The following is a 21,070-nucleotide window of genomic DNA, read 5'->3' on the forward strand; positions in this document are numbered from 1 at the left end:
AACACCCTTTTTAGTATAAAAATATTTTATAATTATTTTAATATTTCATAACCAGATTATCCTTATGAATCTTGCTGCCTTTGAAGCGTTCATTAAAGTCATGGAAACAGGCTCTATTTCTATGGCCGCCGATTTATTGTTTATTACTCAACCTGCTGTGACCAAACGAATTCATAGCCTGGAAGAATATTTTGGCGTGAAACTGTTTGAGTCTGCCGGTCGTGGTGTTCAGGCCACCCATGCAGCACACTCTTTATTGCCGAAAGTGAAAAACTGGCTCAATGAACTGGGCGATATTCATCATACCCTCAGTCACGAACAGGAACAGGTGCAAGGCAAGCTGAAAATTGGCACCAGTCACCATATTGGTTTGCATCATCTGCCTCAGCATCTGCGCAATTATGTACAAAAATTCCCGGATGTGACTTTAGATGTGCACTTTGTTGATTCGGAGCAGGCACATGAGCAGGTACTCGCCGGTGATCTGGAATTGGCTTTCTTAACCCTTCCGCCCCAAGGTGATGAAAGGCTAAGTTATGTGACCATCTGGAATGATCCACTGGTGTTTGTGGCTGCACCTTTTCATCCGCTGGCGCAAAAAAAGCATTTGAGCCTGGAAGATCTGATCCAGTACCCGAGCTTACTGCCAGCATCGCAAACCTATACCACTCAAATCACCCTGGCAGAGTTTGAAAAGCAAGGGGTTAAACCGAAAATCACCATGAGCAACAATCCGCTTGAATCCATCCGCATGCTGGTTTCAATTGGTTTGGGATGGTCGGTACTACCAAAAACTTTGCTGAATCAGGACCTGCAAATGCTGGATATTAATGTGCAAATGCAACGTCAACTGGGCATGGTCTGGCATCCTGGCCGCACCCAATCACGTGCCGTACAGGAACTGGTGGCTATGATGCAAAACTCGCATCTTAGCTAGAATTTGCTTTAAATGCTGCATCGGTCGGGGTGCAGCATTTTGTTACCTAAATCCTCAGCACAGTAGCCGAGCTTTCGAGTACTTTTAAATACAGCATTTAAAACTTAATGCTTTAAATGTGTATAAGAATTCGACGGAGTGTGAGCACATGTTGAGGGATTTATTATCTGCGCGAGCTAAAAAAGACCAATCTGTAATCCACCCTCATAATTCCTGCGTGTGGCAAGGCGCGAAGATTTCCCTGCTACCGACTCCCAATTTAAACTTTGCCGATGAAGCCACTGCACGGCATGGCTTGCGTGATTATTTCCTGAATACTTTCGACAGCTATGAACTGCTGTTTGACTGTCTGAAAAATCCGGAAGGCTATTACCTCAAACCGATACCTTTACGTCATCCACTGATTTTTTATTTTGGCCATACCGCCACTTTTTTTATCAATAAATTGTTGCTAAGCAAACTGATTGGCGAACGCCTGAACCCGCAGCTGGAAAGTATTTTTGCTGTCGGGGTCGATGAAATGAGCTGGGATGATTTGAATGACCGGCATTATGATTGGCCGAGCATCGCAGAAGTCCGGGCTTATCGTCATCAGGTACGCAATCTGGTGCTGAATCTGATTGAGCATGCTCCTCTGACATTACCGTTGAACTGGCATAATCCATGGTGGTCGATCATCATGGGCATTGAACATGAACGGATTCATCTTGAAACATCCTCGGTACTGATTCGTCAGCAGCAGCTGAACTATGTGCACAATCATCCGCAGTGGCGTGCCCAGGTCATGACCGGGATTGCCCCTGAAAATACATTAATTGCAGTTCCTGCAGGACAGGTCAGTCTAAACAAAACTTTCGACAGCAGCTTCTATGGCTGGGACAATGAGTTTGGTCAGCATCAAGCTGATGTTAGCGCTTTTGAGGCTTCGCAATATCTGGTCTCTAATCAGGAGTTTTTGAGTTTTGTGGAAGATGACGGTTATAAAACTGATCGCCACTGGAGCGCAGAAGGACAGGCCTGGCTGAAATTTTCTCAAGCAGCATATCCCTGCTTTTGGCGAGAAACACCTGAAGGCTGGTCACTGCGTATTATGCTAGAAGAAATTCCCATGCCTTGGGACTGGCCGGTAGAAGTGAATTACCTGGAGGCCAAAGCTTTTTGCCACTGGAAAGCCGAAAAAACTGGTCAAAACATTCGCTTGCCCACAGAAGATGAGTGGTATCGGCTCTATGATGTGGCAGGTTTGGATCCTGAGCTGCCCTGTCCGGATCATGCCAATATCGAACTGAAATACGGAACCAGTTGCTGTCCGGTGAATTATTTCCAGCAAGGTGATTTTTTTGATATTCAGGGCAATGTCTGGCAATGGACTGAAACCTCGATTTATCCTTTTGAAGATTTTCAGGTGCATCCGATCTATGATGATTTCAGCACCCCAACCTTTGACGGACAACATAATTTAATCAAAGGCGGTTCCTGGATTTCTGCCGGCAATGAGGCTTTGCACAGCGCACGTTATGCCTTCCGCAGGCATTTCTTTCAGCATGCCGGATTCCGCTATGTTGCCGCCTCACAAGCGCTGCAGAAGTTTCAATCGCAGTATGAAACGGACCAGATGATCTCGCAATATCTGGAATTTCAGTACGGCGCAGAATATTTTAACGTGCCCAATTTTGCCCACAGCCTGATCAATATTGCACGCCCCTATTTTAAAGATCTTGCTACACATCAGGCATTAGATATCGGTTGTGCCACAGGTCGGGCCAGCTTTGAACTGGCAGCTTATTTTGATCAGGTTACAGGACTGGACTTTTCCGCGCGCTTTATTCAGCAGGCAGTACAGTTGGCACAAGGCGAAACGCTACGTTATACCCTGCCGATTGAAGGTGAACTGGTCGAATATAAAGCCTGTCACTTAAAAGAATTGGGTCTGGATGCCCATGCAGACCGGGTCAATTTTTTTCAGGCCGATGCCTGCAATTTAAAGCCACATTTTAGCGATTACAATTTTATTTTGGCTGCCAATTTAATTGACCGTCTGCATCATCCCAAAGATTTTTTAACCTCTATTCATCAGCGTTTAGCCATGGGTGGAGTTTTAATGCTGGCCTCTCCTTATACCTGGCTAGAAGAACATACCGCACGTGCTGAATGGATCGGGGGCTTTAAAAAAGATGGCGAAAATTTTAGTACGCTGGATGGTATTGCTGAACTTTTACAAGCGCATTTTGAAATGCTTGCTGAGCCGCAGGATATCGAATTTGTCATTCGTGAAACAGCGCGTAAATACCAACATACGCTGTCCCAAGTGACCTTATGGAAACGGGTGAGATAAAATTTTTATCTCAAAAAAAACAATCTACTGATTCAATACTGATCAGTTAAGGGATTTTACTATAAATGCCTTAGCTTTAAGTTATCCACAGCGGAGTCTTATCTTTTTAAATCAAATATTTGGAGCTCATTTGTTCTTTTGTTTAGCCAAATGAGAAGCAAAGCTTCGCAAGAAAAGCATCTGTCATTCGCAAAACTCGTCCACTACCACCGAGTAGTACATCTATCGCAGAAACAGTAATTTTTTAATCTTGCAGTGCAATGCACCTCATGCCTCAAACAGTTGCGAATGACGTTTCCGCGTATCAGAAACATAGTGAATTCAAAATAAAATACCAGTCAATTTCTTAACTGACTGGCATTCATTCTGTGGATTGGCTTTTTTCTCTTTGATCCTTATTGAATCACTGAATCTTCATGCAGCGATTCATTCAACTGGTCGACTATAATCGCCCATGAACCATCCGACTTGATTTTTTCTGCCAAGAACTGGCGCTGTGCTTCAGTCCAATATTCCGCTTCAGTAATTTTGGTGTGGGCATTCAGTTGATGCGTAGCAATAAACAGGGCGATCGCCTCTTCACTCGAGTCGAGTCCCAACTGCTCAAAAAGATTGGTCATTCTTGGACGTGTTTGGCTCATTTTGATCTCCCATTCTTCAAACTAAAGTTTAATTTTTTATCAGTACTGATCATCATCTTCATATCTAATATACGGCAAAGGCATAATGATAGTAAGGCTTATTTATAGTCTCTTGTTATAGCTTCTGGGTCGATATGACGCATCCAACTCGATTCGCCACATCGGTAAAAATTATCGCAAAGACAAAATGATGTCGGCACAATCCAGTTTTTTATTTTAAGGTTTATTTTTAACGTTTAAACCAGGGAGAACGGCGCTATTCCGCACGGTTCTCCTGTTACCCACAACATTTAAAAGTAGAGATGCTAGATTGACCAGTCCTGGATTTCCCAGTTTTGCTCTTTGGCTAAAATGGCTAAACGATCATCTGGATTGACCACAATGGCATGGTCGGCATGTTCCAACAGGAAGCGGTCATTGATTGAATCCGAATAAGCCCAGGATTCTTCCACATTGCGTCCTTCAAGCCATTGTTCCAGACGGATCAGCTTGCCTTTTTGGTAACACGCGGTATTGATCACTTTACCGGTGTATTTACCCTCAATCACTTCGGCATTGGTGGCAATAATTTCAGTAATGCCAAACTCATTAAAAATCGGTGCAGTAATAAAATCAGAAGTCGCGGTAATACCGACCAGTTCATGCCCTGCATCTTTGTGTTTTTGAATTGCAGCAAAACCTGCTGGACGCATTTGCGGGCGAATCACTTTTTTCATGAATAATTCATGTAATTCTTTCAAATAATCATTATCGTGCTGGGTTAAAAACTCAAATACAAATTCGTTATAGGCAATCGGGTCAAGTTGCCCTGCTTTATAGTCTTCATAAAACTTGTCATTCATCTGACGATGTCGGATTGGATCGACTAAACCCTCGGTTACTAAAAACTCACCCCATGAATAATCTGAATCGGTATTGAGGAGGGTGTGGTCGAGGTCAAATAAAGCCAATTTCATGAAAATACTCGTAAAAACTGCAATTTAAGAAAAAAATTGTAAATCTATCTCCGCTAGTCGATAGAAATTCGTTAAGATCATAGCAATTTTTAACATTTAAGCTGTGCTTTTTTTCGAGATGGATATAGAAATAACAATCCCCGAACAAAAAGTCATACATTACAGAAAATTTAGGTAGCCAAATGATCGACTCAGAAGGTTTCCGACCGAATGTCGGGATCATTTTGGCAAACGACATTGGACAAGTTTTATGGGCAAAACGCATTGGACACAATGCTTGGCAATTTCCACAAGGAGGTATCCAGTATGGAGAATCCCCCGAACAGGCACTTTACCGTGAGCTGAGAGAAGAAGTTGGCTTATTGCCCGAACATGTACAAGTTATAGCGCAAACAAAAGGTTGGCTGCGTTATCGTTTGCCGCAACGGTATATACGCTCGGATTCAGATCCAGTGTGTATTGGTCAAAAACAAAAGTGGTTTTTACTCAAACTGACGGCTCCAGCCCGAAATATTCAGCTGGATTTGTCTGACCCACCCGAGTTTGACCAGTGGCAATGGGTAAGTTACTGGTATCCATTAGGACAGGTCGTGAATTTTAAACGCGATGTATACCGTAAAGCGATGGTGGAACTGTGTAACCAGTTACCTTCCATCTAAACTTAAAAAATCGTATGAAAATGCAGATTTTTTAGTGACATGTTGTTATAAATAAAAATAGTTTTAAATCTTTTTTGGAGCAGATTTTATGTCGAATATGCAACTGGATACCTTAAGACGCATTGTGCAAGAAATCAATGCGTCCACCAGTTTGCATGAGTCACTCGACATCATGGTCAATCAGGTGGCCGAAGCCATGCATGTAGATGTCTGCTCCATCTATCTGCTGGATGAGCGTAACCAGCGTTATCTGCTCATGGCATCTAAGGGATTGAATCCTGAAGCTGTGGGACATGTTTCTTTGCACACCAGCGAGGGACTAGTGGGACTGGTGGGACAACGCGAAGAAATCGTCAATCTGGACAATGCACCAAAGCACGAACGCTTTATGTACCTGCCTGAAACCGGGGAAGAAATTTATAATTCTTTCTTAGGCGTTCCTGTCATGTACCGCCGTAAAGTGATGGGCGTTCTGGTGGTGCAAAATAAAGAATCTCAAGATTTTAGCGAAGCCGCTGAATCCTTTCTGGTCACTTTGTGTGCCCAGCTTTCCGGTGTGATTGCCCATGCCCATGCGGTCGGCAATATCGATGTATTCCGCAAGCCAAGTAACCTGCCCGCTTATAAAACCTTCCAGGGTGTTTCAGGTTCAGGTGGAATTGCCTTAGGTCGTGCCGTCATTCTCTATCCGCCTGCAGATCTGGCTGCCGTACCGGACCGTGAAGCGGATGACATCAGTGAAGAACTGGAACTGCTTGATCATGCGCTGAATGCAGTGCGTCAGGAAATTCAATCACTTGATGAAAAAATGCAGGATGCCTTAATGGCTGAAGAACGGGCTTTATTTAGCGTGTTTTTGCGCATGCTGGATGAAAATGCTTTACCTTCTGAAATTAAAGCTGAAATCCGCGATGGTAACTGGGCACAAGGTGCAGTCAGGAATGTCATAGATAATCACATTGCCCTGTTTGCACAAATGGAAGATGATTATTTACGCGAACGTGTGTCTGACCTGAAAGATCTGGGGCGTCGCATTTTAGCCTTTTTACAGGAAGCTGATGCCAGCCATCGCGAACTGACTGATGAAAGCATTCTGATTGGGGAAGAAATTTCAACGGCAGCCCTGGTTGAATTACCGGTCGATAAAATCGCCGCGATTGTCACCACTGAAGGTGCCATGAATTCACATATGGTGATTGTGGCACGTGCGCTGGGTATTCCAACTGTGGTGGGTGTGACTGAACTGCCAATCAATACCCTGGATGATGTCGAGATGATTGTCGATGCCCATCAGGGACGTGTATTTATCAATCCGCCTCGCCGTTTGCGTAGCCGCTATAAAGAAATCCAGAAAGAAGAAGAACAGCTTGCTAAAGACTTAAAGCAATACGAAACCAAAGATGCCATTACTCCGGATGGGGTGGCCGTTAAACTGTTTGTGAATACCGGTTTGATGATTGATGTAGTACGTGGGGTACAACGTGGCGCTAAAGGCGTCGGTTTATACCGTTCTGAAATTCCGTTTATGCTACGTGACCGCTTCCCCGGCGAAGAAGAACAGCGTGCCATTTATCGTCAGCAGCTTAGTCACTTTGCCAATAAACCTGTGGTGATGCGGACCCTCGACATTGGTGCAGATAAAGATTTACCCTATTTCTCGATTGAAGAAGAAAACTCAGCGCTGGGCTGGCGCGGCATCCGTTTTACCCTGGATCATCCTGAAATTTTTTCTGCACAAATTCGTGCCATGCTCAAAGCCAGTATTGGTCTGAATAACCTGCACATTTTACTGCCCATGATCACCAGTGTCAGCGAAGTAGAAGAAGCCTTATATCTGCTTGACCGTGACTGGGCCGCAGTGCAGGAAGAAGAGCAGGTTAAAATTACCAAGCCCAAAATTGGCATTATGGTTGAAGTACCGAGTGTGCTGTTACAGATTGAAGAATTTTCTGAGCTGGTGGATTTCTTCTCGGTCGGTTCCAATGACTTGACCCAGTATTTGCTGGCAGTTGACCGTAATAATCCTCGGGTTGCCAATGTCTATTCTCACTTCCATCCTGCGGTTTTACGTGCCTTGACCCGTCTGGTTCAGGAATGTCATAAATACGATAAACCGATCAGTATTTGTGGAGAAATGGCCGGAGATCCATTGGCGGCTGTACTGTTAATGGCGATGGGCTTTAATACCCTGTCGATGAGTTCAAGTAATATTTTGCGGGTGCGTAAAGCGATTTGTCATGTTCCAATGACCGACGCGCAGGAACAGCTGGAACGGGTATTAAAAATGAGTAATCCGCTGATGATTAAAAGCTGGATGGAGTATTACTTCAAGACCCATGGTCTGGGGGATATGGTGAAATCTGCAACCCGTATTGTAGGTGCTTAAAAAAGATTTATAGAACAGCAAATACTGTGCAAGAAAAAGGGAGATAGTCATTTGAGTATCTCCCTTTTTTGTGCTTGTCATAGCCACGTTTTGCATTTTTCTTGCGGTCTACAAAGACCTGGCTTTTGTTGACTTCATACATATGTTTTGCCACAAAGTTGTGAATCACAACCTCTGGCAGTACTTTTTTCTTTGCCATTTTACTCACCTGTTTTTCAAGTTTCACATCATGGATGATGTTGAACATATATTGCGCTATTTTCTTAAAATTTCAAGTGGATTAAGCTTTTCGATTTAGCTATATCTAACTATCTGCTAAATAAAAATCTCCTCTACTTTTAAGGCAAGAAATTATTCTTTTCTAGACTAAACAAAAACTTAAAACTGTATCCAATACTAGTTGATCACTACAATGATTCAGCAAGAGGGAAAATAATATTATTTACCTCTCCCTAACCCTCTCCTAAAAGGAGAGGGAATATTCTCAAGATGCAAAAGCCCTTTCCAACACACGCTCCACATCTACCATTTTCGCATCCAGCATACCCACCACACGCCCATGAAATGCACTATACCGGCTTTGAATAAAACCATTCGCTACATAGTCAGGTGCATAACGTTTTAGTAAAACTGCTTGCGCCAAAATCACCAGACGGCTGACCAGACTACGCCCCATAAACTGCAACTCATCAGCAGGTTGCTGCAACAGTTTAAACAGGCTTTGTAATTCATTTTTTAAGGTTTCATGTTGCATCGCCGTTGATGCCAGATCTTTAAACAATAGCTCAGTCGATTCAGGTTCACGGCCCATCGCGCGCAGCACATCCAGGCACATGACATTGCCCGAACCTTCCCAAATGGTATTCACCGGGGCTTCTTTAAAAATACGCGCCATGATGCCGTTATCCACATAACCATTGCCGCCAAAGACTTCCATGGCTTCACCTGTCAACTCGACTGCCCGCTTGCAAATCCAGAACTTGGAAGCTGGCGTCATGATGCGTTTCCAAGCTACGGACAGCTCATCATCCTGTTCATAACAATGCGCCAGATGAAAACTGAGTTGCATTGCTGCTTCGGTTTCCAAGGCTAAATCGGCCAATACAGCGCGCATTAAAGGTTGTTCGGCCAGACGTTTGCCAAAAGCCGTACGCTGACGGGTATAAGCAATGCACTGTACCAATGCCTGACGCAGCATGGCTGTGCTGCCAACGGAACAGGTCAGGCGGGTGTAATTTGCCATTTCAATAATGGTCGGAATGCCGCGCCCTGCTTCACCAATCATGATGCCCCAAGCTTCTTTAAATTCCACTTCGGAACTGGAGTTACTGCGGTTTCCGACTTTGTCTTTAAGTCGCTGAATGTGAATTTTATTTTTTGTGCCATCTTCCAGCCAGCGCGGCACAAAGAAACAGGCCAAACCATCCTGTTCGGTTTTCGCAACCACCAGATGAGCATCACACATCGGCGCGGAGAAAAACCATTTATGCCCGGTCAGTAAATAGGCCTTACCCCGGCCTGATTCAGCGACAGGAACAGCTAGGGTTTCATTGGCCCGCACATCGGAACCGCCCTGCTTTTCGGTCATACCCATGCCCAGCCAAATCGATTTCTTCTGGCTGATGGGTAGGTCACGTTCATCGTATTCGGTAGATAATAGTTTCTCGCCAATTTTGGCCCACAGTTCAGGTTCACGCTGAATTAAGGGAATGCTGCCCAAAGTCATTGAAGTTGGACACAGACTGCCGCATTCGACCTGTCCGCTTAAGTAAAAACGCGCTGCCCACTCTACCCATTTGGAGGAAGATGCCGCATGGTTAAATGGATGGGCATGGCTGTCGAATTTGCGGTTTAAAGCCATCCATTTATGCCATGCAGGATGAAACTCGATGTAATCTTTACGGCGGCCACGGGCATCAAAGGCATGCAGAATGGGCGTGTGCTTATTGGCTAAATCGGCATATTGATAATATTCGGCTGATCCCACCACTTTGCCCATATCACACAAGGTTGCTTGATCATGGCTGCCATAACGCTTCAATATTTCATGTAAAACCGTATCGGATGAAAATAGATTGTAATCTTGCAGTTCATCAAACTGGTTGCTGATTTGATGGGTCATCCATGTCTGATTCGATATATGCATCGTCTATACTTCCTGCTTGTTGTTCTGGGCTTTTCATTCCAGTATAGAGAAAAAATAGCCGCAGGTTGTTCGGCTTTGTTTGATCAAGAGTTTTATGAAAAATCCCGAGATTCAAGTACGGCGTAAGCCACGTCAGTCCAGAGCCAAGCTGACTCAGGAAGCCTTGCAGGACAGTTTTGTTCGGCTTTTGCATGAGCGTGCCGCACATGACATTACCATTCGCGAGATTACCGATTTGGCCGGTGTAGGCTTAGGCACGTTTTATGAATATTTTTCCAAAAAGGAAGATTTGATTGCGCTGACCATTTACAGACACGTAAAAAACAATGCCGAAGACTTAAAAACTTATGCACAAAGCCTGATCAAGTTATCCACAGATATGGCTCTGGATGATTATTTAAAACCGGTGATTCACTTTCAGCTTAAGCAGATTCAGGCACAGCAGTTTTTATGGGCACAGACTTTTTTGCTGGAACGGCAGATTTCCAATATTGAGAGTTATCGCAAGAGTTATGAGATGATGGTGCAGATGTGGCAAAGCATTCTTGTGCCATTTATTCAGGATGCTGAACAGCTGAAACGCATGAGTTTAAATGTGCAGCGGGTATGTTATGGCTTTGTGTCGCAGACGTTGTTGGTAGAGCCTGAGTTTGGGGAATGGAAAATTTTAGAGGAGGACATTATTCAAACTTTTGCCAATATAATTTTTAACTTAGATTCTCAAATGAAGTGCAACAGAGATTAAATTATTGGAAAGAAGCAAGATGAGCTAGCATTCTGCTTCCGACCGACCAAAGTCAAAGTTGCATCATGAACTATACTCATCTTACCCAAGAAGAAAGATATCAGATTTATACCTTGTTACGTGAAGGTTTTTCTAAACGTTATATTGCTTCGAGACTGAATCGTTCCCCTTCAACCATTTTTAGAGAAATCAAACGTAATCGAGCCAGAAATGGCTATTTCGCTAAACATGCCCATAAACTAGCTCGAAGACGCCATTGTCCCAATCCTAAAACAATCCCGGGTGAAATGTGGGCACATGTCACCTCTTATCTTGAGCTTCAATGGAGTCCTGAACAGATCGCTTCTCGTGTTCCAGTCAGTTTGCATTCAATTTATCGCTTCATACGCCAGGATAAAAACAAGGGCGGTACACTCTTTCACAACCTACGTTTCAGAAATCAAAGAAAGAGGAAATACGGCTCTACTGAAACCCGTGGTCAGTTGAGCAACCGTAAAAGTATTCATGACAGACCTATGGAGATTGAGCAGCGCACTCGCTTTGGGGATCTGGAAATAGATACGATTGTGGGTAAGAACCATCAGCAATCATTGGTTTCAATTGTAGATCGCAAGACAGGTTATTTATGGCTGAAGAAGTGCAGCTCACGCAAGGCAGAGGAAATTTGCCAAGCAACCATCAGTTTGCTTAAGCCGGTCAAAGATCAGCTACAGACGATTACCGCAGATAACGGTAAGGAGTTCAGCCTGCATGAGTATGCTGCTGAAGAATTAGGGATAGACTGGTATTTCGCTGATCCTTATAGCGCCTGGCAACGAGGCACGAATGAAAATACCAATGGCTTAATCAGGCAATATATTAGAAAAGGCAGTGATTTGAATGCCTATACGGATGAATATATCTCAGAAATTACTCAACGTTTGAATCATCGGCCAAGAAAAAGACTCGGCTTTAAAAGTCCGAGTCAGGTATTATGGCAACAACATGGTGTTGCACTTCAAATGCTAATCTAAGTAATTAAAAATGTCCTTTTTTGAAGTTAAATATCCGTTTTTAATTGACAAAACACATCAAAATCGCTCACAAAAAAACCGACTTGTTTCCAAGCCGGGATTCTGCTGATCTTTTAACTTTTTATTTTATCTTAACATGTTGATATTAAAACATTATTTAAATTTAATTTCGTATAACGGCCATTATGTTAAATGGGATACTCATCATGGATATTAGAACCAAAAACTACTCTTCCATGATGAATGTATAGTCCCCAATTTAGGCTATTATCAAAAATTGATATCTCATCAGAAGAGTAATAAAAATCATCGAAAAACTTTACGAAAATTTTCCAGTTAGTACTAACAGCAATATCAGGTTGCCAAACGACATAAATATCTTTTTGAAAAGCTAACCCTGTATGAAATAACCATTTTTTTATTGTTTTATCTTCGGCATTAATTTCTCTAAAACAATTAAAATTCTTTTTTTCTATCAAGTTTTTAGTAATTTCAGAACTATAATTCCAAAGGAAATTTGAAGCCTGTGGAGTCATAGGCTTTATTTGATCTAAATGTATCTGATTAAGCTGATTATAAGAATCATCGTCAAATCTCCAATGTATTGGAAATTGATCAAATGACATTATGAAATTGTTTAAACTTTTTAAATCCATAGTTATTAGAAAGTCTTTAACTTATTCTAAAATTAACATAATACACCTTATACGAAATTCAATATAAGTTAAATAAGATCAATATTTTAAAATCTATAAAAAGCTAAGTGAGTAGAAATTCAGCTTTTTACATGACATTTCTACGTTCATTAAAAAACCGCCCCTCAAGGCAGTTTTTTACATCTCAATGCAAATTATTTCTTCACATCAAAACGGTCTGCATTCATCACTTTGGTCCAGGCAGCAACAAAGTCTTTGATGAATTTTTCTTTGTTGTCATCTTGCGCATACACTTCTGCATAAGAGCGCAGAATCGAGTTCGAACCAAACACCAGGTCCACACGTGTTGCAGTCCATTTCGCTGCCCCCGTCGCACGGTCTACAATTTCATAACGGTTCTTGCCGACTGGCTTCCAGTTGTACGCCATGTCAGTCAGGTTCACGAAGAAGTCATTGCTTAACACGCCTTCACGGTCTGTGAGCACGCCTTCTTTCGTACCCGCATAGTTGGTGCCTAGTACACGCATACCACCGACCAGTACCGTCATTTCAGGGGCAGTTAAACCCAGTAACTGAGCACGGTCTAACAGCAATTCTTCAGGTTGCGCAGTGTAGTCTTCTTTTAGCCAGTTACGGAAACCGTCATGTTTTGGCAACAAGTCTTCAAATGAATAGACATCGGTTTGCTCTGGGATGGCATCCCCTCGTCCCGGCGTGAATGGAACTTGAATGTCCACACCCGCAGCCTGCGCCGCTTTTTCCACCGCAGCCGTACCGCCCAGTACAATCAGGTCGGCAATGCTGACTTTCTTCTCCAGACCGGACTGAATTTCTTCAAGTTTCGCCAACACTTTCGCCAGACGTTCAGGTTCGTTACCGACCCAGTCTTTTTGCGGAGCGAGACGGATACGCGCACCGTTCGCACCGCCACGGTAGTCCGAACCACGGAAAGTACGCGCGCTGTCCCATGCGGTGCTGATTAACTCGGCAGTGCTTAAACCGCTGTTAAGTAATTTGGCTTTGATTTCTTCAACTTCTGCTTCAGACAAAACGTAGTTCACCGATGGAATCGGATCTTGCCAGATCAGCTCTTCATTCGGCACATCGGCACCTAAATAACGCGATTTTGGCCCCATGTCACGGTGAGTCAGTTTGAACCAGGCACGTGCGAACACTTCCGAGAAGTAAGCAGGATCTTTGTAGAAACGCTCTGAAATTTTGCGATATTCAGGGTCAATTTTCAGTGCCATATCGGCATCTGTCATCATCGGGTTACGGCGGATATTCGGGTTGTGTGCATCAACAGGTTTGTCTTCCTCTTTGATGTTGATCGGTTCCCATTGTTTCGCGCCTGCTGGGCTGATGGTTTTCTCCCACTCGTAGGTGAACAATAAATGGAAGAATTCGTTGTCCCATTGGGTTGGATGGGTAGTCCAGGCACCTTCCAGACCACTGACCATAGTATTGGCACCATTACCGGTACCTTCAGGGTTATGCCAGCCTAGACCCTGGAATTCAACATCTGCACCTTCAACGTCTTTACCCAGCAATTCAGCTTTACCGTTACCGTGTGCTTTACCAATGGTGTGACCACCTGCAGTCAATGCCACAGTTTCCTCGTCATTCATGCCCATACGGTCGAATGTCACACGCATATCCTGTGCAGTACGAAGCGGATCCTGTACACCATCCACACCTTCTGGGTTCACGTAGATGAGGCCCATCTGAACCGCAGCAAGTGCATTGTCTAATGTCTTACGGTCTTGGTCATTCTCATAACGGTTTTTAGTTGCGTCTAACCATTTATCTTCAGAACCCCAATTAATATCTTTTTCAGGATGCCAGATGTCTTGACGGCCTCCGGCAAAACCAAAGGTTTTCAAGCCTGCTACGTCATAAGCGACTGTGCCTGCCAGTACGATTAAATCGCCCCAAGAGATTTTGTTACCGTATTTTCTCTTGATCGGCCAAAGCAGACGGCGGCCTTTGTCGGTGTTGACGTTGTCTGGCCAGCTGTTCAAGGGTGCAAAACGTTGGTTACCGGTATTGGCACCGCCGCGACCATCCTGCTTACGGTAAGAACCGGCCAAATGCCAGGCTGTACGCACAAACATGCCAATGTAGCTGCCATAATCTGATGGCCACCACTCTTGGCTGCTGTTAATGAGTTCACGTAGATCTTGTTTTACTGCTTCTAAATTCAGTGAATTGAATGCCTTCGCATAATCAAAGTCTGGATCTAGCGGATTGGTTTTTTTGTCGTGTTGGGAAAGAAGATCAAGATTGAGTGCATTCGGCCACCAATCTCTGTTTGAGCGGGCAGCATGGCTATGAGCACCCTGTTGGTGAAATGGGCATTGCCCTGCAACTTGTGTATCGTTACTCATATCTAAACTCCAAATGAATTATCTATATGATTATTGTCATGAACCGTTAAATAAAATTTTACTTTATGAATATAGCTTGTTTAGAGAGCTTGCTAAAACTCATTTTATAAATAAAAACCATCGTTTTATTCTATCTAAGATACGAGGAAAAAAAGATTTTTTAAAATTCAGAAAATTATTTTCTGAAGATATAACGCTCTATTTAAAATCCATATAAAAAAAAATTTTTTCATATTTCGATCATCATTTTGACTAAAAAATACTGAAAATTTCCCTAAAAATCATTTTGAATTTTAGATTTACAAGCTGCTGATCCAAACAATAAACTGTATACAATATATACAAATCGTTGTAATTTATAACTCGAGAAAATAGGGCTTAGACCTATGCAAAATAAGATTGAGCACATCATTCAACAACATGACATTATTTTATTTGACGCGATTTGCGTCATATGTAATGGCTGGGCTAAATTTTTGATCAAGCATGATCGGCAGGCAAAATTTAAACTGGTTTCCGCACAATCCCCTTTAGGTGAAGAAATCCTGAAATATTATGCGATGTCGACCGAGCATTACACCACCATGCTGGTCATTAAAGATGGGCAACTTTATACAGAGTCGTCTGCTTTGCTCAAAGTTATGCAGCATCTCGGATTGCCATTTTCCCTGATGAATTTAGGTTATCTCATGCCGCGTTTTATTCGGGATTTTCTCTACAGACGTGTAGCCTTAAATCGCTATCAACTTTTTGGAACCACCAATAACTGCCTGCTTCCATCAGCTGAGAATAAAAGCCATTTTTTGGATCATGCCATTCGTGAATGATAAGCTGCAATTAGAAAGACCCCTTCGACTTATTCAGATCACGCTTGCGGTACTTTGGATTTATCAGGGATTGATACCCAAAATCCTGTTTCAGTCGACTGCGGAAATCGAAATTTGGCAGAGCTTGGGCTTAGAACTGGCTCTGTCAAAAAGCTGTGTTGCACTATCGGGCATGATTGAAATGATATTTGGCTGTAGTTTTCTGATTTGGCCACGAGCCATTTTCATCCATCAGCTTAATATTTTGGGCTTAAGTGGATTATTAGTGCTAATTATGCTCACGAATCCCTTACAACTCACCACTGCATTTAATCCAGTGGTGATGAATATGGCCATGATCGTCATTTCAATGGTTGCCATTCAAATTTTAAAGCTCAGAAACCAGCAACCTTAACAAAGATCAGACCACCAAACGCCGCCCTTCCCGTATACAGATAAAAGGTGTCATCAGTTTAGAGGTATTTTTCATCGCGATCTTTAAGTCGATTTCCGGCTGTTCCCGACTTTCATCGGTTAACTGGAAAGTTCGATAATGAATTCCAAGTGAACATTTTGAATGTAAATCCTGATGCGCCTGAAAAGCCTCTTGCGGGTTCATGTGCATATAACGCATGAGCTCGCGCGGTTCATACGCGCCTATCGGCAACAATGAAATACGTGGAGCACCCAAACGGCTGTGAATTTCTTTAAAGTGTGGCGAATAACCGGTATCACCAGCAAAGAAACAATGATCTTTGCCATTCAGCACCGAAAATCCGCCCCAGAGTGCCCGGCTATGATCGCGCAGGCCGCGACCGGAAAAATGCTGCGCCGGGGTATAGATAATTTTTAACTCATGCAATAAAGACGATTGCCACCAATCCATTTCCAGCACATGGAAACTTTTAGGCAAATACCAGGAGTTGCCCAGTCCGGTATAAATCGGCATGGCAAATTTATCATGTAGCCACTGCAAGCTGGCCAGATCCATATGGTCATAATGATTGTGACTCAGCAGCACCGCATGAATAGTCGGCAACTCTTCCAGAGCAATGCCCGCAGGAATTACCCGTTTCGGACCTTTGCCTTGCGCAGGGCCGGCATATTCACCCCAGACCGGATCGGTTAATAAATTATAGGGTCCGATCTGCAACAGCACAGTGGCATGTCCGACAAACCACACCTGCCAATCATCCATATCCGCCTGAGGCCGATCCTGGGGAATGGCACGTTTGTTTGCATGGAATTCGGCATGCTCCTTAGCGCTATCGACATTCCATGTGGATGACTTACGGGTTAACAGCCATTTTATCAAGTCGGCGCGACCACGCCCTGCTGGCCGTGGTAAGACATTGACGAATCGCTCACCATTATGGTGATTCGAATACATAAACTGAAATGAAGGCTGACGCCAGGTATGTGACCAGCATGATTTGGTCGGGAGTTGAAAGTGTAATTGCTCAGGCTTTTGCTTCATGTACATTTAATTTCTTAGTGTGACCGCAACATCCAGAATCCGATATTCTGAATGCCATGCCATATATATCACGTTTTATTCCAAACGTCCTTGCATACGTTCCAACCACACCTGTTTGGTTTGCGGTTTAATAAACAATGCCACAATTTCCGGATGAATCTGTTTAATTTTCGCTTCAATTCTGTTGACGCAAGCCTCAATATCATCCGAACTCAAATTATCTTCAAATTCCAGACTTAAGGAAGCCAATACTTGATGTGCCCCCATCTGTTCAGTCAGCACGCCATTGGCCGACTGTACCGCCTCATCTTGCTGCGCAATCAGCAGAATGTCATTACGCAGTTTTGGATCGGCCGTTTCACCCAGCAATAAGCCCTTGGTTTCTCGCGCCAGTAAGATAGCAGAAACCGCCAATACTATACCAATCAGGATCGAAGCCACGCCATCGAGTTCAGGGATATTCAGGGCATGCGCCAGATAAATCCCGATTAAGGCAATGAACAGTCCGCATAAAGCAGCGGTATCTTCAAACAAGACGGTAAAGGTGGTGGGATCTTTGCTGCGCCGAAACGCCTCAAAATAGCCTTGCTTGCCTTTCACCTTGCGGAACGCTTTCAAGGCCACAAACCATGAAGTACCTTCACATACAATGGCAATCACTAAAACAATATAATTGATGCTGGGATTGAGCATTTCTTCAGGATGCAACACATGCTGTATGCCCTGATAAATAGACACAATGGCACCCAGTGCAAAAACCATCAGTGCGACAATAAAGGCCCAAAAATACAGTTCACGGCCATAGCCAAAAGGATGCTTGTAGTTTGCCGGCTGCTGGGATTTTTTCATGCCATAGAGCAGCAGAATTTCGTTCAGGGTATCCACCACCGAGTGAATGGCTTCACTGAGCATGGCTGAACTATTGGTGATATATGCCGCGACAAACTTGACCAGTGCAATCGCCAGATTACCTGCCAGCGCAGCATAAACCACAATCTTGTTCGAATCAGACATTCAAGTTTGTCCTACATTTATTTTTATCAAATAGATCTATTTGATTTTTCTGTATATCCAACTGCATCTTACCTAAACTGCTGCAATAAATTGTTTATTGTTTTGTTGTTATATCTCTTAATCGGTGAATCACTAGAGCAATACTTTCACAGTCACATGCGACAGCAAGAAAGTTAGGTGAGGCATCGTCATTTTTATCCCTATAAAAAAGGAAGCCAAAGCTCCCTATTTAAATTTCAAAATCTGCTTTTTTAATCTGCTTTTTTAAGCTGTTTTTTCAAGTCGAATGTTAAAGTTTAGAAAAATACTGCTCGCGCCATTCTTTCCAGAAATACAGCACAATTCCGAACATCACCACCACAATGCCGGCAAAAGCATTTGGACTGATATGTTCATGATTTAAGGTTGCTCCCAGTACCAGTGCAATCACCGGCGTCATGACATTACTCAGTGATACAGTCGATGCAGCCAAACGGCGAATCAGCCAGAAGTAGCATAGCATCGCGACGATAGATGACATGATCATGGTAAAGACAAAACCAATCATGGCCTCGGTGCCTGGAAGACGGGTTGGCATATGCTGCCAGATAAATGGAATCATCAATACCGAACCCAAGGCAGAAACCAGCAGTGAACCTGCGGCTTGTGACATCGGGCTGAGTGGTGCATTAATCTGTTTGACCCAGAAGATCGAGCTGATATAGGACACCATACTGATCAGCATCAATACTACACCAATCGGATTTATTTTACTGTCGGCAGAATCGGCAAAGACAAAAGTTAAACCCGAAACTGCAATCGCCATACCCAGCCATTGCAGCCAGATCAGTCTTTGGGTTTTTAAAATCACATGCCCGATCAGGCCGGCGATCAACGGTGAAAAGCCGAAGATCAGCGCCATTAAACCGGAAGTTAAATAGTTCGCCGCAATGTAAATAAACAGCTGTGCCCCGATCAGGTTCAGGCTACCTGCCAGATAACTTTTTAAAGAAGTCTGATCAAAAGGCAGCGGATCACGCATCAGCTTTAGCAACAAAAGCGCAATGATGGATGCGCCGAAATAACGGATAATCAGCACCCACATTGGATGGACTTCCTGCACGCTCCAGACAATGGCGAGCGGCGTGGTGGCCCAGATCAGCACCAGCAAAGCATAAATACTTGCCGTGACAACAAGTGGCGAAGAATTAGAATTCATAAGCTCATCAATCGCAATTTAAATCAGGGATCAGACTAAAAATCGAGTCCTCCCCATCATTAACTATGCTGGGGGCGACATGGATGTCGCCTGTAGTGCTGGGGGATATGGATGTCCCCTCAGCACTACAGAAGATTTTTGTTACTTTTAATCTCTTAAAAGTAAAAAATGCCTATATAACAAGTACCAGTCAGTTAAGCAAAATGATTGCTTAAATAATGAGGAATCTCCCCTAGCCCCTCTTTAAAAAGAGGGGGATGATCAAAACTGAATCAGTTTCTAGCAAGAATAACTCCCTCCTTTGAAAAAGGAGGGCTGGGGAGGATTTAAATCATCTTTTAACTGATCAACATTACCTATACAGCTGCCTTTCAATTCAAAACACATAATGTGGCAGTGACAACAAAGCCAAAGACATAAAAAAGCAGACCTAGGTTGCCCAAGGTCTGCCCTTTTGTAAACTGAAATTACTTCACAAGCTTACGAAGATCTTGGCTAAGATCCAAATACTTATCCGCTTCAAATGCTGCATTCTTGCTGATCAATTTTTTCAAATGGCGCATCTCTTTCGCAGCATTCACGGTAATACCACCCACGATAATATCGTTGCTCACACCGAAAAGCACAAAAGAAGAATCCGCACGTTGTTCAGCATTTACATCACCACGTGCAACCCATTGCTCAGCCGCCATATCACCGACAAATTGATAGTTGATGTTCAACTGATCGGTCCAGAACCACGCTGGATTTGGCGTAGGATGCTCAACACCCATCACATGACGCGCAAAGATACCCGCTTGAAGATTGGCATTTTCCCAAGTTTCCACGCGGCGGTGATTACCACAGTCACGAAGTTGAGTCGCTACATCGCCTGCTGCATAAATGTCAGCATTTGAAGTCTGGCAGTTCTCGTTCACTTTAATTGCACAGTCAACATCTAAACCAGCATCTGCTGCTAGCTGCATATTCGGCACAATACCAATGCCGTATACTACCGCGTCGGCACGAAGCTCTTCGCCACCTTCTAAAGTGACCACAACTTCTTCACCATCCAACTTACAATCCGCAATGGCAGTTGAAAGACGCACATCAACACCAGCAAGACGTTGCTGCGCCAATAAGAATTCACTCAACACGCGTGGAGACGAACGTCCCATCACCATAGGACCCATTTCAATTACAGTCACTTGACAGTCTTTGTAACGTGCTGAAGATGCAAGCTCTAAACCGATTACACCACCACCAATCAAGATCAGGCGACGACCTGCTTGAAGTACAGGAACCAGTGCTTGTGAATCTTCAAGGTTACGTAGCGTATAAACGTGTTTACCCAAAGCATCGAAGTTTGGTAAACGGCGCGCTGCACCGCCAGTAGCAAGCAATAACTTGTCATAAGCAACTATATCGCCATTTTTAAGTTCAATGGTTTTTGCGTCGCTGTTGATTTTCACCACGCCATTGCCACGAATGGTTTCCACACCCAAATCTGCCAGTTTTTGTTCTGACAGAATTTCGATTTTGGTTTCCTCCGGCTTTAAGATCACATCTTTAGACAAAGGCGGACGTTCATACGGCAGATGTGTTTCATCACCCACCAAAATGATTTTGCCTTCGTATTTGTTGGCACGGAGTTCTAAAATGGCGCTAGCACCAGCTTGACCAGCACCGACGATAACGATGGTTTCGATAGCATTTTGGCTCATGGGTTCAATCC

At 43.6% G+C, this 21,070-nt stretch carries 18 protein-coding genes; 8 read left to right on the forward strand and 10 right to left on the reverse strand.

Features of this window, described 5'->3' with window-relative positions; genetic code table 11:
• Nucleotides 1-64: 64 nt before the first annotated feature.
• Together B9T26_RS03580 and ovoA are read left to right on the forward strand one after the other, a co-directional pair.
• The gene (locus B9T26_RS03580) at nucleotides 65-937 is read left to right on the forward strand and encodes a LysR family transcriptional regulator (protein WP_086198433.1); all 873 of its coding nucleotides are present in this window, start codon (nucleotides 65-67) and stop codon (nucleotides 935-937) included.
• A gap of 148 nt (nucleotides 938-1,085) precedes the next feature.
• Nucleotides 1,086-3,272, forward strand: a complete 2,187-nt coding sequence (gene ovoA / locus B9T26_RS03585; protein WP_086198434.1) for a 5-histidylcysteine sulfoxide synthase — start codon at nucleotides 1,086-1,088, stop codon at nucleotides 3,270-3,272.
• Between the two features lie 395 nt (nucleotides 3,273-3,667).
• Here the strand turns inward: ovoA and B9T26_RS03590 are convergent, their stop codons facing one another.
• Nucleotides 3,668-3,913, reverse strand: a complete 246-nt coding sequence (locus tag B9T26_RS03590) for a DUF2789 domain-containing protein (protein WP_086198435.1) — start codon at nucleotides 3,911-3,913, stop codon at nucleotides 3,668-3,670.
• 305 nt (nucleotides 3,914-4,218) lie between these two features.
• Complete coding sequence (locus B9T26_RS03595) at nucleotides 4,219-4,869, reverse strand: HAD family hydrolase (RefSeq protein WP_086198436.1); 651 nt, start codon at nucleotides 4,867-4,869, stop codon at nucleotides 4,219-4,221.
• A 182-nt stretch (nucleotides 4,870-5,051) separates the two neighbouring features.
• Here B9T26_RS03595 and B9T26_RS03600 point away from each other — a divergent pair, with 182 nt between their 5' ends.
• Together B9T26_RS03600 and ptsP are read left to right on the forward strand one after the other, a co-directional pair.
• Nucleotides 5,052-5,528, forward strand: coding sequence for an RNA pyrophosphohydrolase (locus tag B9T26_RS03600; RefSeq protein ID WP_086198437.1), 477 nt, complete (start codon nucleotides 5,052-5,054; stop codon nucleotides 5,526-5,528).
• Between the two features lie 88 nt (nucleotides 5,529-5,616).
• Complete coding sequence (ptsP, locus tag B9T26_RS03605) at nucleotides 5,617-7,914, forward strand: phosphoenolpyruvate--protein phosphotransferase (protein WP_086198438.1); 2,298 nt, start codon at nucleotides 5,617-5,619, stop codon at nucleotides 7,912-7,914.
• A gap of 7 nt (nucleotides 7,915-7,921) precedes the next feature.
• On the opposite strand, the gene B9T26_RS03610 is transcribed toward ptsP, so the two are convergent.
• Together B9T26_RS03610 and B9T26_RS03615 are read right to left on the reverse strand one after the other, a co-directional pair.
• Nucleotides 7,922-8,113 carry a hypothetical protein gene (locus tag B9T26_RS03610; protein ID WP_086198491.1) on the reverse strand — a complete coding sequence of 64 codons (192 nt, stop codon included), beginning with the start codon at nucleotides 8,111-8,113 and terminating at the stop codon, nucleotides 7,922-7,924.
• 285 nt (nucleotides 8,114-8,398) lie between these two features.
• Nucleotides 8,399-10,060 (reverse strand): acyl-CoA dehydrogenase family protein, encoded by a 1,662-nt coding sequence (locus tag B9T26_RS03615; protein ID WP_086198439.1) that lies wholly within the window; start codon nucleotides 10,058-10,060, stop codon nucleotides 8,399-8,401.
• 94 nt (nucleotides 10,061-10,154) lie between these two features.
• On the opposite strand from B9T26_RS03615, the gene B9T26_RS03620 reads away from it, so the two are divergent.
• Nucleotides 10,155-10,805 (forward strand): TetR/AcrR family transcriptional regulator, encoded by a 651-nt coding sequence (locus B9T26_RS03620; RefSeq protein WP_086198440.1) that lies wholly within the window; start codon nucleotides 10,155-10,157, stop codon nucleotides 10,803-10,805.
• A gap of 65 nt (nucleotides 10,806-10,870) precedes the next feature.
• Entirely contained in the window at nucleotides 10,871-11,818 is a 948-nt protein-coding gene (locus B9T26_RS03625) for an IS30 family transposase (RefSeq protein WP_143222991.1), read from the forward strand.
• Between the two features lie 188 nt (nucleotides 11,819-12,006).
• Here B9T26_RS03625 and B9T26_RS03630 read toward each other — a convergent pair whose 3' ends face one another.
• Nucleotides 12,007-12,444 (reverse strand): hypothetical protein, encoded by a 438-nt coding sequence (locus B9T26_RS03630; protein ID WP_086198441.1) that lies wholly within the window; start codon nucleotides 12,442-12,444, stop codon nucleotides 12,007-12,009.
• A 224-nt stretch (nucleotides 12,445-12,668) separates the two neighbouring features.
• A complete protein-coding gene (gene katG, locus B9T26_RS03635) occupies nucleotides 12,669-14,861 on the reverse strand; it encodes a catalase/peroxidase HPI (protein ID WP_086198442.1) in 2,193 nt (730 codons plus the stop codon).
• 386 nt (nucleotides 14,862-15,247) lie between these two features.
• Between katG and B9T26_RS03640 the strand changes: the two genes are divergently transcribed.
• Both B9T26_RS03640 and B9T26_RS03645 read left to right on the forward strand, forming a co-directional pair.
• Nucleotides 15,248-15,688: a thiol-disulfide oxidoreductase DCC family protein gene (locus B9T26_RS03640; RefSeq protein ID WP_086198443.1), complete on the forward strand. Its 441-nt coding sequence runs from the start codon at nucleotides 15,248-15,250 to the stop codon at nucleotides 15,686-15,688.
• Nucleotides 15,681-16,082, forward strand: coding sequence for a DoxX-like family protein (locus B9T26_RS03645; RefSeq protein WP_227518759.1), 402 nt, complete (start codon nucleotides 15,681-15,683; stop codon nucleotides 16,080-16,082). The genes B9T26_RS03640 and B9T26_RS03645 overlap by 8 nt, the downstream gene beginning before the upstream one ends.
• A 6-nt stretch (nucleotides 16,083-16,088) precedes the next feature.
• Here the strand turns inward: B9T26_RS03645 and B9T26_RS03650 are convergent, their stop codons facing one another.
• The 4 genes from B9T26_RS03650 to hcaD all read right to left on the reverse strand — a co-directional run bounded on the left by B9T26_RS03650 (nucleotide 16,089) and on the right by hcaD (nucleotide 21,059).
• Complete coding sequence (locus tag B9T26_RS03650; protein ID WP_086198445.1) at nucleotides 16,089-17,144, reverse strand: MBL fold metallo-hydrolase; 1,056 nt, start codon at nucleotides 17,142-17,144, stop codon at nucleotides 16,089-16,091.
• A gap of 75 nt (nucleotides 17,145-17,219) precedes the next feature.
• Complete coding sequence (locus tag B9T26_RS03655) at nucleotides 17,220-18,158, reverse strand: cation diffusion facilitator family transporter (RefSeq protein WP_086198446.1); 939 nt, start codon at nucleotides 18,156-18,158, stop codon at nucleotides 17,220-17,222.
• Between the two features lie 289 nt (nucleotides 18,159-18,447).
• Nucleotides 18,448-19,356, reverse strand: coding sequence for a DMT family transporter (locus tag B9T26_RS03660; RefSeq protein ID WP_086198447.1), 909 nt, complete (start codon nucleotides 19,354-19,356; stop codon nucleotides 18,448-18,450).
• Between the two features lie 467 nt (nucleotides 19,357-19,823).
• On the reverse strand, nucleotides 19,824-21,059 hold the full coding sequence (gene hcaD / locus B9T26_RS03665; protein WP_086198448.1) for a 3-phenylpropionate/cinnamic acid dioxygenase ferredoxin--NAD(+) reductase subunit: 1,236 nt from the start codon (nucleotides 21,057-21,059) through the stop codon (nucleotides 19,824-19,826).
• Nucleotides 21,060-21,070: the final 11 nt, after the last annotated feature.

The sequence above is a fragment of the Acinetobacter sp. ANC 4169 genome, assembly GCF_002135355.1.
In the GTDB taxonomy this organism is placed as follows: Bacteria; Pseudomonadota; Gammaproteobacteria; order Pseudomonadales; family Moraxellaceae; genus Acinetobacter.

Bases quoted from the DNA above. Each gene is read 5' to 3' on its own strand.
- B9T26_RS03580 (WP_086198433.1), top strand. From the start codon at position 65: ATGAATCTTGCTGCCTTTGAAGCGTTCATTAAAGTCATGGAAACAGGC.
- ovoA (WP_086198434.1), top strand. From the start codon at position 1,086: ATGTTGAGGGATTTATTATCTGCGCGAGCTAAAAAAGACCAATCTGTA.
- B9T26_RS03590 (WP_086198435.1), bottom strand. From the start codon at position 3,913: ATGAGCCAAACACGTCCAAGAATGACCAATCTTTTTGAGCAGTTGGGA.
- B9T26_RS03595 (WP_086198436.1), bottom strand. From the start codon at position 4,869: ATGAAATTGGCTTTATTTGACCTCGACCACACCCTCCTCAATACCGAT.
- B9T26_RS03600 (WP_086198437.1), top strand. From the start codon at position 5,052: ATGATCGACTCAGAAGGTTTCCGACCGAATGTCGGGATCATTTTGGCA.
- ptsP (WP_086198438.1), top strand. From the start codon at position 5,617: ATGTCGAATATGCAACTGGATACCTTAAGACGCATTGTGCAAGAAATC.
- B9T26_RS03610 (WP_086198491.1), bottom strand. From the start codon at position 8,113: ATGGCAAAGAAAAAAGTACTGCCAGAGGTTGTGATTCACAACTTTGTG.
- B9T26_RS03615 (WP_086198439.1), bottom strand. From the start codon at position 10,060: ATGCATATATCGAATCAGACATGGATGACCCATCAAATCAGCAACCAG.
- B9T26_RS03620 (WP_086198440.1), top strand. From the start codon at position 10,155: ATGAAAAATCCCGAGATTCAAGTACGGCGTAAGCCACGTCAGTCCAGA.
- B9T26_RS03625 (WP_143222991.1), top strand. From the start codon at position 10,871: ATGAACTATACTCATCTTACCCAAGAAGAAAGATATCAGATTTATACC.
- B9T26_RS03630 (WP_086198441.1), bottom strand. From the start codon at position 12,444: ATGTCATTTGATCAATTTCCAATACATTGGAGATTTGACGATGATTCT.
- katG (WP_086198442.1), bottom strand. From the start codon at position 14,861: ATGAGTAACGATACACAAGTTGCAGGGCAATGCCCATTTCACCAACAG.
- B9T26_RS03640 (WP_086198443.1), top strand. From the start codon at position 15,248: ATGCAAAATAAGATTGAGCACATCATTCAACAACATGACATTATTTTA.
- B9T26_RS03650 (WP_086198445.1), bottom strand. From the start codon at position 17,144: ATGAAGCAAAAGCCTGAGCAATTACACTTTCAACTCCCGACCAAATCA.
- B9T26_RS03655 (WP_086198446.1), bottom strand. From the start codon at position 18,158: ATGTCTGATTCGAACAAGATTGTGGTTTATGCTGCGCTGGCAGGTAAT.
- B9T26_RS03660 (WP_086198447.1), bottom strand. From the start codon at position 19,356: ATGAATTCTAATTCTTCGCCACTTGTTGTCACGGCAAGTATTTATGCT.
- hcaD (WP_086198448.1), bottom strand. From the start codon at position 21,059: ATGAGCCAAAATGCTATCGAAACCATCGTTATCGTCGGTGCTGGTCAA.